This is a genomic window from Halolamina salina (assembly GCF_042678005.1).
Classification (GTDB): domain Archaea; phylum Halobacteriota; class Halobacteria; order Halobacteriales; family Haloferacaceae; genus Halolamina; species Halolamina salina.
In genome coordinates this window covers 1-14,443 of record NZ_JBHUDH010000048.1, presented here as the reverse complement: position 1 = coordinate 14,443, position 14,443 = coordinate 1, and the positions used below count along the sequence as shown (strand labels likewise).

General features: G+C 67.0%; 13 protein-coding genes and 1 pseudogene. 5 read left to right on the top strand and 9 right to left on the bottom strand.

Features of this window, described 5'->3' with window-relative positions:
* The coding region (locus ACFR9S_RS05680) for a hypothetical protein (protein ID WP_379818249.1) at positions 1-662 on the bottom strand (662 nt) is incomplete at its 3' end.
* Positions 663-776: 114 nt separating this feature from the next.
* Positions 777-2,114 (bottom strand): DNA polymerase IV, encoded by a 1,338-nt coding sequence (gene dinB, locus ACFR9S_RS05675; protein WP_379818248.1) that lies wholly within the window; start codon positions 2,112-2,114, stop codon positions 777-779.
* A gap of 189 nt (positions 2,115-2,303) precedes the next feature.
* Between dinB and ACFR9S_RS05670 the strand changes: the two genes are divergently transcribed.
* Complete coding sequence (locus ACFR9S_RS05670; RefSeq protein ID WP_379730804.1) at positions 2,304-3,527, top strand: MFS transporter; 1,224 nt, start codon at positions 2,304-2,306, stop codon at positions 3,525-3,527.
* A 61-nt stretch (positions 3,528-3,588) separates the two neighbouring features.
* Positions 3,589-4,575, top strand: a complete 987-nt coding sequence (locus ACFR9S_RS05665) for a DUF7351 domain-containing protein (RefSeq protein WP_379730803.1) — start codon at positions 3,589-3,591, stop codon at positions 4,573-4,575.
* Between the two features lie 20 nt (positions 4,576-4,595).
* Here the strand turns inward: ACFR9S_RS05665 and lrpA1 are convergent, their stop codons facing one another.
* The 4 genes from lrpA1 to ACFR9S_RS05645 all read right to left on the bottom strand — a co-directional run bounded on the left by lrpA1 (position 4,596) and on the right by ACFR9S_RS05645 (position 8,318).
* Positions 4,596-5,024: an HTH-type transcriptional regulator LrpA1 gene (gene lrpA1 / locus ACFR9S_RS05660; protein WP_379730802.1), complete on the bottom strand. Its 429-nt coding sequence runs from the start codon at positions 5,022-5,024 to the stop codon at positions 4,596-4,598.
* A 98-nt stretch (positions 5,025-5,122) separates the two neighbouring features.
* Positions 5,123-6,061 carry a thiamine pyrophosphate-dependent enzyme gene (locus tag ACFR9S_RS05655; protein WP_379730800.1) on the bottom strand — a complete coding sequence of 313 codons (939 nt, stop codon included), beginning with the start codon at positions 6,059-6,061 and terminating at the stop codon, positions 5,123-5,125.
* A 3-nt stretch (positions 6,062-6,064) separates the two neighbouring features.
* Entirely contained in the window at positions 6,065-7,954 is a 1,890-nt protein-coding gene (locus ACFR9S_RS05650; protein WP_379730799.1) for a 2-oxoacid:acceptor oxidoreductase subunit alpha, read from the bottom strand.
* Positions 7,955-8,090: 136 nt separating this feature from the next.
* On the bottom strand, positions 8,091-8,318 hold the full coding sequence (locus ACFR9S_RS05645; RefSeq protein WP_379730798.1) for a hypothetical protein: 228 nt from the start codon (positions 8,316-8,318) through the stop codon (positions 8,091-8,093).
* Positions 8,319-8,456: 138 nt separating this feature from the next.
* Between ACFR9S_RS05645 and ACFR9S_RS05640 the strand changes: the two are divergent.
* Positions 8,457-8,747, top strand: a pseudogene (locus ACFR9S_RS05640) (PKD domain-containing protein); the annotation flags it as partial.
* Positions 8,748-9,124: 377 nt separating this feature from the next.
* Here the strand turns inward: ACFR9S_RS05640 and ACFR9S_RS05635 are convergent.
* Positions 9,125-9,358 carry a hypothetical protein gene (locus ACFR9S_RS05635; protein ID WP_379818251.1) on the bottom strand — a complete coding sequence of 78 codons (234 nt, stop codon included), beginning with the start codon at positions 9,356-9,358 and terminating at the stop codon, positions 9,125-9,127.
* Between the two features lie 4 nt (positions 9,359-9,362).
* Between ACFR9S_RS05635 and ACFR9S_RS05630 the strand changes: the two genes are divergently transcribed.
* Together ACFR9S_RS05630 and ACFR9S_RS05625 are read left to right on the top strand one after the other, a co-directional pair.
* On the top strand, positions 9,363-11,165 hold the full coding sequence (locus tag ACFR9S_RS05630) for a hypothetical protein (protein WP_379818250.1): 1,803 nt from the start codon (positions 9,363-9,365) through the stop codon (positions 11,163-11,165).
* Positions 11,166-11,762 carry a CAP domain-containing protein gene (locus ACFR9S_RS05625; RefSeq protein ID WP_379730797.1) on the top strand — a complete coding sequence of 199 codons (597 nt, stop codon included), beginning with the start codon at positions 11,166-11,168 and terminating at the stop codon, positions 11,760-11,762.
* Here the strand turns inward: ACFR9S_RS05625 and aroC are convergent.
* Together aroC and ACFR9S_RS05615 are read right to left on the bottom strand one after the other, a co-directional pair.
* Positions 11,759-12,925, bottom strand: a complete 1,167-nt coding sequence (aroC, locus tag ACFR9S_RS05620) for a chorismate synthase (protein WP_379730796.1) — start codon at positions 12,923-12,925, stop codon at positions 11,759-11,761. The genes ACFR9S_RS05625 and aroC overlap by 4 nt on opposite strands.
* Positions 12,926-13,011: 86 nt before the next feature.
* On the bottom strand, positions 13,012-14,274 hold the full coding sequence (locus tag ACFR9S_RS05615; RefSeq protein ID WP_379730795.1) for an alkaline phosphatase family protein: 1,263 nt from the start codon (positions 14,272-14,274) through the stop codon (positions 13,012-13,014).
* Between the last annotated feature and the right edge of the window lie 169 nt (positions 14,275-14,443).

Below are 14,443 nucleotides of genomic sequence, written 5' to 3'. Positions count from 1 at the left end.
CGGAGTTCGGCACGCCGGACCAGCCGGCTGAGGCGTTCGCCGCGGTCGGCGGTCGGATCGGGCGGCTCCTCGTCCACCCCGTCCGAGTCGGGTTCCGACTCCGCGTTCTCAGTCAGCGGCGAGCCGTCGAGCGATCCGCCCGTGAGATCCGAGGAAGTCTCCATCCCGACGCCGAACGACTCGTCCGTGTCCCCGTCGTCGGACTCCCCGCTGCCCGCCTCGGCGTCGGCCGCGGACGCCGTCTTGACGGGCGAGATCCCCGAATCTCTGGCGTTCACGCCGGTGTCGGCCGACTCCTCGCGCTGGCTATCTGCGGTCGGAGCCTCCCGGTCCGGAGCCGATCCCGCCGCGTCGACGGTCGGTCGCACGCCCTCGTGATCGCCGTCGGCGGTCGCGGTGCCGGTGTCCTCGAGCGGGTCGGTCGCCGGGTCCCAGTCCTCGTGCGATCTCGTTCCCGTGTCGGCCGTCTCGCCCGCCGGGGCAGCGGTCTCGGGATCGCCATCCGCGGGGTCGAGGTAGCGCCGGTCGAGCTCGCTCTCCAGCCGCTCGATCCGGTCGGCCTTCGCGTCGATCTCGGCCGTCAGCGCGGCGTACGTGTCGATGAGCGGGAGCGAGACGGCACGCTCGTTCTCGTGCTCGTCGGAATCGGTGTCGTCGGTCATAGTGGGGGGCGTCGCCGCCGTCCGACGTCGGTCGGGCGGCACGATGGGCGACCGGAGCGGTCGCCGTGATCGTCGTAACAGACCCACTGGCCCCACATAGGGTTTCCGACGGGGCTACTCGAACTCCTCGAGCGAGAACTGTCCCGACCGGTCCTCGTCGGCGGAACCGCCACCGGCGCCGCCGTCCTCGCCGCTACCGTCCGTGACGGCGTCGCCGGACTCTGTCGAACCGGCGGCCGAACCGTCGCGGGGCTGGCCGTCGAATCCGTCGAGGCTGGCCTGCTCGCCGGCGGTGAAGCTCAGCTTCGACACCCGCACCCCGAGCTTGCGGACCGGCTCGTCCTCGAACTCCGCCAGCAACGAGAGCGCGGTCTCCTCGACCAGATCGGGGTCGTCGACCGGGCCGGAGAGCGACTCGGCGCGGGTGTTCACGTCGTACGGCGTCGTGACGGCCTTGATCCCGATCGTCCGGTAGAGCGCGTCCTTCGACCGCGCGCGCTCCGCGACGGCGGCCGCGAGCGCGCGGACCTTCTCGCGCATCGCCGCGGCGTCGCTCGTCGCCTCGCTGAACGACGACTCCCGGGAGAGGCTCTTTGGCAGCCCCGTCGGCGTGACCTCGCGATCGTCGTTCCCCCGAGCGCGCTCGTGGAGTTCGACCCCGCGGTCGCCGAAGCGGTCCTGTAGCCGGCCGGGATCCGCGGATGCGAGGTCGCCGGCGGTCTCGATGCCCATATCGCGGAGTTCGCCCGCCCGCACGGGGCCGACGCCGTGGATCTCCTCGACGGGCAGCGGCGCGAGAAAGTCGGCGACCGTCCCCGGCGGCACGACCGTCAGCCCGTCGGGCTTGTCGTGGTCGCTGGCGATCTTCGCAGTCGCCATGTTCGGTGCGACGCCGACGCTGGCGGGCACGCCCACCTCGCGGGCGATGCGCTCGCGGACGTGGCGCGCGAACCCCTCCGCGAGCGTGCGCTGCTCGGCGGCGCCCGACGCTCGCGCGGGCGCGTCGACACGCTCCCACGACGTGCGGTCGGTCACGTCGAGGTACGCCTCGTCGATGCTCACCTCCCGCACCGTCTCGGCGCAGTCGTGCAGGATCGCCTTCACCTCGCTCGCGACCGACTGGTAGAACTCCATGTCCACCGGGCGGTAGTGGCCGCGGTCGTCGCCCTCGTCGCCCAGATCCGGGCGCTCGACCGGCGGCAGCCGCTCGACAGCCTGCGAGATGGGCTGGGCGGAGTCGACGCCGTACTCCCGGGCCTCGTAGGAGGCGGTCGCGACGGCGCCGATCGTCTGGCCTTCCTCGTAGCCCATCCCGACGACGACGGGCTGGCCGCGGAGCTCCGGCTCCCGCAGGCGCTCACAGGAGGCGTAGAAGCAGTCCATGTCGACGTGGAGCACCACCCTGTCGGGCGACTCGTCGTCGCCGGTCCCGGGGAGGGTGCTCCCGCTCATAGGTGGCGTTCGGGCCGGGACGGAGAAGAGGGTTGCCCAGCCACGGTGAAAGTGGAGCGGCGGGCGCGTGCTCAGCGTGGCCCACTCGACCGCGCCGGCAGCCGTCGGTGTCGACCAGAATAGAGTCATCTACGTTACAAAAAATGATTGCCGGGAATACACTTGATCCCGGCGACGCCACAGTCGAGTATGGTCTCTGTGGTCAGGCGGTACTACGCGTACCGCGCGACGCTCACGAACGGGTTCTACCTCCCCGTCTCGGTGATCTACATGGAGGCACAGGGGCTGGGGCTGGCGGAGATCGGCTTCGTGCAGGGCGTGTTCCTGTTCGGGATGGTGGCCGGCGAACTCCCGACCGGCTATCTGGCGGACTACCTAGGTCGGCGGCGGACGCTCGCGCTGGGCAACGCCGTCACGGCGACGGTGATGGCGGGGTTCGTGTTCGCGTCGTCGACGGAGGCGTTCACCGGGCTGTTCCTGCTGTGGGCGGTGGCGTGGACGCTCCGGAGCGGCACCAGCGACGCGTGGCTGTACGAACTGCTGGCGGAGAACGATCTCGACGACGAGTTCGCGCGGCTCAGCGGGCGAGCGGAGTCAGTGCTGCTAGTGATCTCCGCGGGCGCGGCGCTCGCTGCTGGCTTCCTGTACACCGCCGATCCGGCGCTACCGTTCGTGGCGAACGCCGTCACCGCCGGGCTGGGACTCCCGATCCTGTTCACGCTGCCCCCTACTGGGGGTACGACCGACGACGAGCCGACGATGACGGTCCTCCGGGCGGTCTCGCTGCTCCGCGAGCAGTTCACCCGCCCCTCGATCGGCTGGCTGATCGTCTACGCCGCCCTGTTCAACGTCGTCTTCTCGGTGACGCGGGTGTTCGAACAGCCGGCGCTACGGGAGGTGGGCGTGCCGGTCGCGGGGCTCGGCGTCGTGTACGCAGGGTTCAAGCTCGTCTCGGCGGCCGCGACCGGAGCCGCGGGGGCCGTACAGGATCGCCTCGGAACGCGCGGCGTCATGCTGTCGCTTATTCCGATCTTCGGCGTGCTCTACGCGAGTTTCGCAGTCGTCCCCCTCCTGCTCGTGCCGGCGGTGTTCGCCCGGCGGGCCGTCTCGCAGTTAGTTCGTCCCGTCCGGAACGAGTACTTCAACGACCGGCTCGAGAACGTCGGCCGTGCGACGGTGCTCTCCGGCGTCTCGATGGCGCTCTCGTTGGCCTCCGGGACCGCGAACGTGCTCGGCGGCCGCGTCGCGGAAGGAATCGGCCCCGTGACGTTCCTCGCGGTGACTGGCGTCGCCGTCTCCGCCGTCGCGGGGGTGCTCTGGCTGCTCACGTCGCCGGTGCGGGACGACCCCGCCACCGCGACCCCGGCCTCGGTCGGGAGGACCGAGGGGTCCTCGGGCGCTACCGACCCGTAGCGAAGCCGCTCGTCGCCGGATCTACCGAAAACGCTTCCTCGCGGCTCCCCAAGCGACAGCCATGCGGGACCGCGACGAGCCGCGGACGCACGGCCGTCTCCCCCCGGAGACGACGCTGTCGCTGCTGTCGAACGAGGTGCGGGCAAGCATACTCTGGCAGCTCAGCGAGGCCCGGGGCGGCGACGGGCCGCCGCCGACGCTGTCGTTCTCCGAACTCAAGGCGCTGGCCGCGCCCGAGGCCGACAGCAGTCGGTTCAACTACCACCTCCAGGAGCTCGTCGGCCCCTACGTCGAGCGCGTCGAGACCGAGGAGCAGTGGGGGAACGCCAGCCGGCCGATCCCCCGGATGGCGGGCGATCCGGAAGTGGGCTACCAGCTCACTCCCGAGGGGACGACCCTGATCCGGACGATCCGCGCGTGGTCCGCGGAGGCAGCGACCGACCGGGAACTGGCGATCGACCACGACTGCGACTACTGCGGAACGACGCTGACGGCGCGCTACGAGAACGCGATCCTGGCCATCGAGTGCCCGGGCTGTGAGTACCTCTACGACTACAACCTCACGCCGCCGGGCGTGCTCACCGGCGTCGACGACGAGTTCGGCGACGTGGACGACGCCGACGTGCTCGATCGGGCGGCCGAGTACAACCGTACCGTCCGCCTCGCGTTCGCCCGGGGCGTCTGCCCGTACTGCGGCAACGGCGTCGACGCGGAGTTCCAGGACCCCGAAGACACTGGCTACCCCCGCGGGGACCGCCGCGCGGCGCTGATACGTCGGGGCTGTTCACACTGCGGGAACAAGGACAACCTCACCGTCGGCGAACTGCTGCTCCGGGAGCCCCGGGTGATCTCGTTCTGCCTCGACAACGGGATGGACGTGACACGGACGCCGATCTGGGAGATCGAGTTCGCGGCCACCGATCGGCACACGACCGTCCGTTCGACCGATCCGTGGGCGGTCGCTGTCGACGTGACGTTCGGCGACGACCGGCTGACGCTGGTCGTCGACGAGTCCGTGACCGTCGTCGAGGAAGAGGGCGGTGCGTGAGGCCGGATCGCCGCGAGAAACTACTTCAGGCGTTCCTGCAGGAAACAGGGGTGAGCCGCAGTCACGCCGTCGATTTCGAGGATCCGGTCGTTGATCACGTCGCCGAGCGCGTCGCCGTCGGCGGCGCGGACCTCCGCGAGCAGCATGTGGTCGCCCGACGAGCTGTACAGCGACTCGATGGCGTCGAGATCCTTGAGCGCGTTCGTGGCGTCGACGTACTGCTCGCTGTCGACGTCCATCCCCACCAGCGCGATCGACTGGCCCGTCAGCTTCTTGGGGTCGACCTCGGCGGAGTAGCCGACGATCACGCCCTCCTCCTCGAGCTGGCGGACGTACTTCCGAACCGTCGGCTTGGAGACGTCGGCGCGCTCGGCGATCTCGGAGACCGACGCCTGCGCGTCCTCCTCCAGGATCTGCAGGATCCGGTCCTCGGTGGCCGACGTAGTCATGGAACTCGCTTCGCGGTCCGGGGAAAAATGCCTTGCGAAGCGGAAAGCGAGTCTCCGTGGACCCAAACGGGGCGGGGGCCGCTACCGGCCGCCGACGTTCACTTGTGGTCGTCGAGGAACATGTCCGCGGAGCGCTCCCACTCGTAGTCGTCGTCGAAGTAGCGCTCGGCCAGCGGCTCCTCGGGGATCTCGCCGATCTGTCGTTTCTCCTCTTGGTAGGACGGGCGGCTCTCGTCGACGTAGAACTTCCCGGTGAGCACCTCGCCGTCGTTGAGGGCACCCTCGGCCTCACGCATCATCTCCGCGGCTTCGTCCCGGTCGGTCGGGTCGAACTCGTAGTCGTCGTTCTCGTTCACGTCGATGTAGGGGACGTACTGCTTCGCGTCCTTGTTCCAGGTCGGACACTGGGTCAGGAAGTCGATGTGGGCGAACCCGTCGTGTTCGATGGCCTCCTTGATCAGTTCCTTGGCCTGGTTGGGGTTGACCGCCGCGGTCCGGGCCACGAACGACGCTCCCGACGTGAGCGAGAGCGAGAGCGGCCGGACCGGCTCCTTCGCCGAGCCGTGGGGCTGGGTCTTGGACTTGTGGCCCTTCGGGGAGGTGGGCGAGGTCTGGCCCTTGGTGAGGCCGAAGATCTCGTTGTTGAACACGATGTAGGTGAAGTCGTGGTTCTCCCGGGCGGTGTGCATGAAGTGGTTCCCGCCGATCCCGTAGCCGTCGCCGTCGCCGCCGGCGGCGATCACTTCCAGTCCGGGGTTCGCGAGCTTCGCGGCTCGCGCGACGGGCAGCGCGCGCCCGTGGATCGTGTGGAACCCGTAGCTGTTGAAGTAGGAGTTCAGCTTGCCCGAGCAGCCGATCCCCGTCACCGTCAGGGTCTCGTCGGGCGTGCGTCCGGCCTCGGGCAGGGCGCCCTTCAGGGCCTTCAGGACGCCGAAGTCGCCACAGCCCGGACACCACGTCGGCTGAGGCTCGATCCCCGGCGTGTACTCCTCCTGTTCGATCTCGCGTTCGTCGCCGATTGCGCTGAATGCACTCATTGGTCAGTCACCTGCCGCGGGTACGAACGTCGTCTGGTGGTCGGTCGCTTCCTCGCCGCCGACGGTGTTGTGGAACCCTTCGACGACCTCCGCGGGCTCGAATGGGTTGCCGTTGTACTTCAGGAGGCTCGACAGCTTCGGCCCGTACTCGCCCAGGTGTTTCTGGGTCAGGCCGCGGAACTGCGCCGAGGAGTTCATCTCGACGACCATCGCCCGGTCGACGCTCTCGATGAACTCCCGGACCTCGGTCTCCGGGAACGGTGCGAGTTCGCCGACCGCCAGCGCCTTCACGGACTCGCCGTCAGCGTTGAGTCGGTCGACCGCCTCCTCGACGGTGCCGACCATGCTGCCGAACGCGAGGATGCCGTAGTCGGCGTCCTCGGGACCGTACGTCTCGTTCAGGCCGTCCTCGTTCAGCTCTGCGCGGATCGACTCGAGCTTGCGGTTCCGCCGGTCGACCTGCGCGACGCGGTTGTCGGGGTCCTCGCTGATGTGGCCGGCCTCGTTGTGCTCGTTACCGGACGCGAGGAAGCGCCCGCCCTTCTGTCCCGGCACCGAGCGCGGCGAGACGCCGTCCTCGGGGTCGTGACGGAAGCGGTGGAGCTTCCCGCCGGGCTCGTGGGGTGCCTCCGTGATCTCGTCCTCGGTGAGCGTCTTGCCGATGTCCGGGTTGGGGTCCCGGTCGAAGTGGCTCGCGGGGACGTTGCGGTACTCCCCGGAGAGCTTCTGGTCGTAGAGGATGATCGTCGGGATCTGGTACTGGTAGGCGATCTGGAACGCTTTCCGCGCGTGGTCGTACGCCTCCGCGGGGTCCGCGGGCGCGAACACGACGCGGTTGGAGTCGCCCTGTGAAGTGTACAGGACGTGCTCCAGGTCGGCCTGCTCGGGCTTGGTCGGCATCCCCGTCGAGGGGCCCGCGCGGGCGGCCTCGAGCAGCACGATCGGCGTCTCGGAGATCTCGGCCAGTCCGAGCGGCTCGGACATCAGCGCGAAGCCGCCGCCGGAGGAGCCGGACATCGCCTTCACGCCGGTGTGGGCGGCGCCGATCGCCAGCGACGCCGCGGCGATCTCGTCCTCCACCTGCTCGGCGATCCCCCCGACCTCGGGGAGGTTCTTCGAGAGGATGGTGAACACCTCCGTCCACGGCGTCATCGGGTAGCCGGAGATGAACCGGCAGCCCTCGTCGAACGCGCCGTAGGCGATCCCGTCGGAGCCGTTGACGAGCACCTGCTCCTCCTCGTGCTCGCCCTCGGGACAGGAGACCTCGATCCCGGAGAGGTCGTAGTCCTCCAGCACTGCCTCGTACGCCTCGTTGAGGATCTCGAGGTTCGGTTCGAGGATCTTCTCGGGCATCGCGTCCCGCATCAGGTCTTCGATGGCCTCGACGGGGATGTCGGCGATGGCGCAGGTCGCGCCGACGCCGGCGGTGTTGCGCATCACCTCGCGGCCCTTCTCGCGGGCCAGCCCGCGGAGGTCCAGCGGGAACACGTGCCAGTCGTTCTCCTCGACGCGCTGGTCGAAGTTCGGTACCTCGTCGGCGTCGATGAGGCCGGAGTCGTAGACGATCACGCCGCCCTCCCGGAGGTCGTCTAAGTTCTCCGAGAGCGGCTTGATCTCCTCTTTCCCGTAGTACGCCTCCTCCTGTGGGTTGCGCGCGAAGGAGTCCCCGAGCGCCAGGAGGAAGTCGTACCCGTCACCCCGCGAGGTCACGTCCTCGGGGGCGGCCCGGACTTCCGTGTACGTGTGACCGCCACGGATCCGGGACGGGTAGTGTCGGTGGGTGAATACGTCCAGCCCCGACCGCATCAACGCTTTCGCGAAGTTCTGGCTGGTCGAAGCGATCCCGTCGCCGGAACCGCCTGCGATCCGCCAGATGAGTTCGTCGTCAGTCATGAGTGGTACGGCGACCGACGGCCGGTCGCGTCTTCGTGGGCATTCCATCGCCGAGCCCAAAGCACTTGCTATCAGTTGTCAAGAAAAGACCGTGACAGACCGGGCGGCGTCGCCGCGTCCGACCGCGACCGACGGCTCAGTGACCGGCTTCCTGATCGGGGAGCGCGTCGAGGTAGCGCGCGAACAGGAGGACGGCGAACACGAGCACGGCGCCGCCGGCCAGCTGGAGCGGCTGACCGAGCTGCGTGAGCTGTTCGCTGTGGACCAGTTCGGAGCCCAGCGTGACCCCGACCAGCAGGACGGCCGTCCCGATCGTCATCGTGCCCGCGAGCAGGTAGGGCATCGAGGACTCGTTCTCGAGCATACCCCTATTCCGGGTGTCGAGTGATAAATAACGCACGGACGCGCCTCCAGAAGATTCTCCGACCGATCCACCTATCAAATAGGAAAGTCTGCACATGAAATTTAAGTACTATTGAGAGATGAAGGAACCCACTGTCAGATGAAACGAGTCTCTCTCATGCTCGTAGTGCTGCTCGTGGTAGCGGGCCTGCCGACGCCCGCAGTGGCGGCGACCGACGACGGACGCCCGCTCGCGGACGCGGGACTCGACCAGTCGACGACGGTCGGGAGTACGGTCTACCTCGACGGCGGCGGAAGCGTCGATCCCGACGGCGAGATCGTCGGCTACGACTGGTCGATCCGGACGCCCGGCGGCGAGACGGTGACGCCCGCAGATCCGGACGCGGTGACCACGCGGTTCGTCCCCGACGAAACCGGCCGGTACGAAGTTCGGCTGACGGTCACCGGCGACGATGGGCAGACGCATACGGACATGCTGTACGTCGACGTGGAGGAGGCGTCGACGCAGCCGCCGGCGGGGACCCCGACCGAAACGTCCACACCGACACCGGAGTCGACGGACACCTCGCCACCCTCCGAGCCGGCGAATCCTACAGAGCCGACACCGACCGAAACCGTCGCATCGACGCCGACCTCACCTGATGGCCCGACTGCGGATACGAACCGGCCGCCGTCGGGGGAGATCGACGGACCGTCACACGTGACTTCGGGATCGACGGTCGGCTACAGTATCCACGCGAGCGATCCGGACGGCGAGATCGTGGACCGATGGTGGCTCCCCACCTCGATCGCCGCGTCGGCCCCGAATCAGGCTGCTCTCCGGAGCGGTACACGAACGCTGACCGTCGGGGGGACGCCGGGAACGACCGCGACGGTGACCGCGATCGTCGTCGACGACGACGGGGCGACGTCGACGCTGGAGAAGACCGTCGAGATCCGGAACACGCCGCCGACCGCTCGGATCGAAGGCGACAACATCGCAGTCGTCAACGCGACCAAGGAGTATCGAGTCGTCGCGAGCGACCCCGGCGGCCGGATCATCTCGGTGAGTCTGGCCGACGACGCCGGGAGCGTCGTACCAGTCGGAACGGTCTCGTCGGGCAGCGGCGAGTGGGCACGGTCGTTCCGTTTCGACGGGATTCCGGAACGTGACGGGACGGTGACGATCGAAGCGACGGTTCGCGACGAACATGGCGGGGTGACGAAAGTGGAGAAGGAGGTGACGGTGGTTGGAGAAACTACGAAGTCGGAGATGGCCAATCCAGTCTCTCAACAGGCACCTGAAATCCTCGATTTAAATATCTCGTTGAGAGAAGCACCTGATGGAATCAGCGGGAGACAGGTCATATTGACTGGGATCGCGAACGACAACGACTCAGATCGGTTACACTTCCAGTGGAAAGTCGACGACAGACTCCTGTTTAGTACTCGTGAGGAGGGGAGTCCCGCACGGGCGAGTGTCTCTCACGGCCTCGAAAACATGGAGTTCGACGACGGGACGGTCGGGGTACAACTCACCGTCACCGATCAAAACGGACACCAACAGTCGGTCAAAGAGAGTTTCGACGTGCATCGGGGGACCCCAACGGAAAGTAGCAAGGGGCTGACTATCCCGATCGAACTCACAGAGGTAGACGGAACAACCGTCCAAGGGCGGTACCGGATAGACCCCATGCACGCGGGAAAGCAGGTGGTGATCGGTTTCGGCGACAAGAACGTCACAACCCATACGATCAAGGAAACGAACTATCACTACTTCCGACATCGATACGCCTCCGGTGGAAATTACCACATTTCAGTGCATCCTGCGTGGTCACCAGACAAGGCGTCGATCCCCGTGAGGCTATCCGAGGCGGAGTACAATGTCTGGGTGTACGAGCGGAACACGACCGAAGTGCACAGAACCAAGGCTTTCGAGAGTCCCGGGGAAAATTGGACGCGAGAGGGGATCGCGCGGATCGACCGTGAGCAGATCGATACCAAGACGATGCGGACCCCAGCCGACAGCGGGCGCGGAACTCTCAGTCCCGGTCAGGAGTGGTACCGCGTCGGAACGACGACCGAGTACGACACCGAACGGCGAACGACGAGGAGCACGGATCATCCCGGCGGTGAATGGGAGATCGCGGAGCAGAATGTCGACCAACGGCGGGTGTTCGACGGGTGGGAGTACACCACAATGCCACAGCGTGACGCTTTCGGTGACGACTGGGAGTACGTCGAAGCCGTCCCCCGAACCGTCGAGCGGGGCGAAACAAAGCGGTCAGCGGACCGGCCCGCCGGGAGTGGTTGGGAGCGAGGGGACCGAGTCGGTCGAACACTAGCTGGCTACCACACGCAGTGGGTCTACTCCCACTACCGTGCACCAGAGCACTGGGAGTACCGCCGGTCCGATAGATACGTCAGTGGATATGATGAGACGGAGTACTGTGTCGAGCGCTCGTATCGGTTCGATCCGCCAGTCTGCATCAAGTCGGAAACCGAGCGTGATCCGCAGTACGACTATCGGTACGAGTACCGCGTTCCCGAGTACGACGCAGTTTACGAGTGGGAACGAACCGTCGAAGAAACGGAGTACTCTCATCGGTACCGCCGCGCGACGTACGAGCAGGAGGCAGTCCACGAGTACGAGAAGCAGGTGCGGGTCGGCACCGAGTACGTGCAGTGGAAACGCCCAGTGTTCGAGACGACAGAGGTCTACCGATGGCAAAAAATTACGTACACCTGGGAGCAAGTCCGTGCATTCAGCGAACCGACGGGAGACGTTCGAAACGTGACCAAGATCGTGAAGGAGTGTGGCGCAGATCCGAACGCGGACGAACCGACAGCCTGTAACGGTGAGACCTGAATGAGGGTTCTGGTCGTCGCCGTTTGTGTGGTGGTACTCCTCGCCGGTTGCGGAGGGGCTGGGACTGTCCCTGACGCCATCGACGGGACCGAGCATACGACAGCCGATACGGAGTCGACACCCCGACAGCCGACGACACCGTCATCGGAGCGGTACGATGTCGATGTGGAACAGATCGAGGAACTCATCCACAAGAAGATGAACGAGCGTCGGGTCCAGAACGGTGTAGAGCCGCTTGAGCGGAACGAAACGCTGGACGCCGTCGCTCGGTATAAGTCGTGGGACATGGCACAGCAGGATTACTTCGCGCACACTGGACCAAACGGGACGACCCATGCGGAGGTTCGATCACAGTATAAGTTGAAGTGCAATCATTCAGGACAGAATATCTACAAGCATACGACTCGACAGATAGTCGACGATACCTATGATTTTCTTAATAATGAGAGAAAGGTATCTACCGGAGCTGTCGATTTTCTACTTGACTCACCCTCTCACCGCCAAAACGCCCTCTCTTCGAACTACGACACCCAAGGAATCGGCGTCTTCGTCGACGAGAACGGAACCGTGTTCGTGACGCAGGAACTCTGCGGTTAGTCGTTCCGTGGACTGCTCGGGTGGTACGGCGTGTCGTACTCGCCCGGGTTGTCGTCCAGTCGATCCGGGTTGATCCGGCCGCCGAGCAGCATGAAGTCGAGCACCGTCAGGTAGAGCATCGACTCGACGACGGGGACCGCCCGCGGCGGGAGCACCGGGTCGTGCCGGCCGACGACCTGAATGTCCTTCTCCTCGCCGGTTTCCCAGTCCGCAGTTCGCTGGGTCTTCGGAATCGACGTCGGCGCGTGGAGCGTGAGTTCGCCGTAAATCGGCTGCCCGGTCGTGATCCCGCCTTGAAGCCCGCCGTGGTCGTTGCCGACCGGCGTCGGGTCCGGATCCGCCTCGTCGTCGGGGAACTCCCAGTCCTCATTTCGCTCCTTCCCGGTGACCTCACGCGCGTCGCGGCCGAGTCCGTACTCGAAGCCCGTCGACGCCGGGACGGCGAGCAGCGCCTGCCCGAGCCGGGCCGGAAAACTGTCGAACCGCGGCGCGCCGAGGCCTCGCGGGACGCCGCGAGCCTCGAACGCGACGCTGCCGCCGATGGAGTCGCCGGCCTCCTGGTACTCGTCGATCAGCGCCCGCATCTCCTCGGCGGTCTCCGGGTCCGCACAACGGACCTCGTTCTCCTCGCTATGTTCGAGCATCTGCTCGAAGCTCACTTCGGGCGCCTCGATGTCGCCGATCTGGTTGACGTGTGCCTTGATCCGCACGTCGTGCTCGCTCTGTTCGAGCACCTGCTTGGCGATCGCGCCCGCGGCGACCCAGTTCACCGTCTCGCGGGCGCTGGATCGGCCGCCGCCGCCCCAGTTCCGCGTGCCGAACTTCGCGGAGTAGGTGAAGTCGCCGTGACTCGGTCGGGGCGCGGTGACGAACGGCTCGTACTTGCCCGACCGGGCGTCCTTGTTCTGGATCGTCATCCCGATCGGGGTGCCGGTCGTATAGCCGTCCTGCAGTCCCGACTGGATCGACACCTCGTCCGGTTCGCCGCGGCTTGTCGTGATCATCGACTGGCCGGGCTTGCGCCGGTCGAGGTCGCGCTGGATGTCCTCCTCGTCGAGTTCGACGCCGGCGGGGACGCCGCTGACGGTGCAGCCCATCCCCGGACCGTGGCTCTCACCGTAGGTGGTCACCTGAAACAGGCGACCGAAGCGATTGCCGTTCATGGGTGGTGGTAGTGAGCCGTGCATTTAGTCGTTGCAGAAGCGGCCGCCCGAGCGCCGACGCTGTCGAAGTCAGCCGAGCGGTGAGGTCAGTCCCGCAGGTCGCTCCCTCGCGCCGCGGCGAAGGGGACCAGCATCTCCTCGGGAGTCATTCCGCCGTGGACGCCGATCTTGTCGTCCGGTTCGTACCACATCACGTGATCGCGGTGGACCGCCAGCAGGTCCGGGGCGCGGCGGTCGAAGGTCGCGCTGGTCGCGGCGTGGTTGCTGCCGAACAGCCCGCGATTGCGGTACTCGGCTTCCGTGAACGTCAGCACGTCCCCGCCGGCTTCGGTTTCGACGTGTTCTCGAAGCTCCTCGACCCGCCCGTCGCGGACGTGGAACTGGACGTTCCGCGGGCCGCCCATCGGTGGAATCGGCTGGCCGTCGTTGTTTCGGGCGAGGTAGTCCTGCACCTCGGGGACGGAAAGATCGACCGCGACACCTTCGTCGACGTTGGTGTGGCCGTGGTCGGCAGTGAGTAGGACGGCCGTCTCCTCGGCGGTTTCGGGGTCGAGGTTGTCGAGGAATCCCGTACGGAACGCCTCGGTCACCATCCGCACTTGGGCGTCGTACCGATCGGCCTCGGTCCCAGTCACGTGGGAGATGCTGTCGACGTTCGGAACGTACGCCGTGACGTGGGTCGGGCCGCCCTCGGCGACGGCGTCGCGCACCGTGACGGCCATGTCGGCGACGTTCCAGTAGCCGTGTGTCTCCGCGCCGGCGGTCGTGAGTTCGGAGGAGACGGAGCCGGCGATGTGCTCGGGCTGAGTGACGTGGGTGTCGATGCCCGCCGCCTCGGCGTCGCCGTAGATGGCCTCCCCCTCGAACAGTTCACGCGGGTCCGCGAGCGGGTACTCGTCCCGAACCGGGGTGCCGTCCTCTAGCAGGAACGGGAGTGTCTGGACCGACTCGCCGACGGAGTCGAGGTACTGGTGCCAGCCGAGCAGTCCGTGTTCGGCCGGGAGCAGTCCCGTGTGGAGCGTCGTGATCGCCGCGGCGGTCTCGGAGGGGTAGGTGGAGGTCAGCGGCGTGACGGTCCCGGCTGCCTCGAAGGCGTCGAGCAGCGGGAGGTCGTCGCGGAGCCGCGTCCACTGGTCCAGCCCGAAGCCGTCGACGACGAGTAGGACGACGTTCTCGACGCCCGCCGGGAGGTCGCCGAACGCCTCCTCGGGGAGGTTCCGCTCGAAATCCGACGACAGCAACGAGAGGGCGCTCTCGGTCGCGTCGGCGAAACAGCGGTCGCGGTACGCCGGGAACACGTAGCCGTCCTCCTCGTACTCCTCGCGGAGGTCGGGTGCGAACTCGGTCACAGAGGCAGTCCCGCAGGGACCGACAAAGCGGTACCGACACCGACCGAGCGCGGGTTCTCAGGCGTCGGTAACGTTCGCGCCGAGGCCGTCGAGAACCGTCCAGAAGTCGGGGAACGACACGTCGACGTGCTCGGCGCCCGCGATCGTGGTCGTCCCCTCGGCGACGAGG